Genomic DNA, 275 nt, shown 5'->3' with positions numbered 1-275 from the left:
GTCTTGTCATTCAGGCGTTGCTGGCCAGAGCCCTTGCGAGCTTCCCCGTACAGATTGCGGGGCACGCATTAGCGGGGCGTATTGCCGCGCAGGTGCAGGATCTCGAGCAGATTGCCGTAGCGATGGCGGCTCGGCATCGTGGCCAACCCCGAAAACAGTAGCCAGAACATGCGCCGGCCACGTGTCAGACGATGCGTATGCTGCAGCAGGCGTGACAGCAGCTGGCTGTCATCGAAGCCCTTGAAGTTGGGCGTCATGCTGACCTGTTCTCGCAC

1 protein-coding gene is annotated in these 275 nt (G+C 61.5%); it reads right to left on the bottom strand.

Going from position 1 to position 275, the window contains the following annotated elements; all coding sequences use genetic code 11:
* Nucleotides 1-68: 68 nt before the first annotated feature.
* Nucleotides 69-275 (bottom strand): hypothetical protein (locus R0J88_RS19955; protein ID WP_410900869.1); only part of this gene is annotated, 207 nt, incomplete at its 5' end.

Source organism: Pseudoalteromonas sp. SIMBA_162 (assembly GCF_046535955.1).
Lineage (GTDB): Bacteria > Pseudomonadota > Gammaproteobacteria > Enterobacterales > Alteromonadaceae > Pseudoalteromonas > Pseudoalteromonas marina.
The sequence above is the reverse complement of the archived record's forward strand: the minus strand, read 5'-3'. Positions and strand labels throughout refer to the sequence as shown.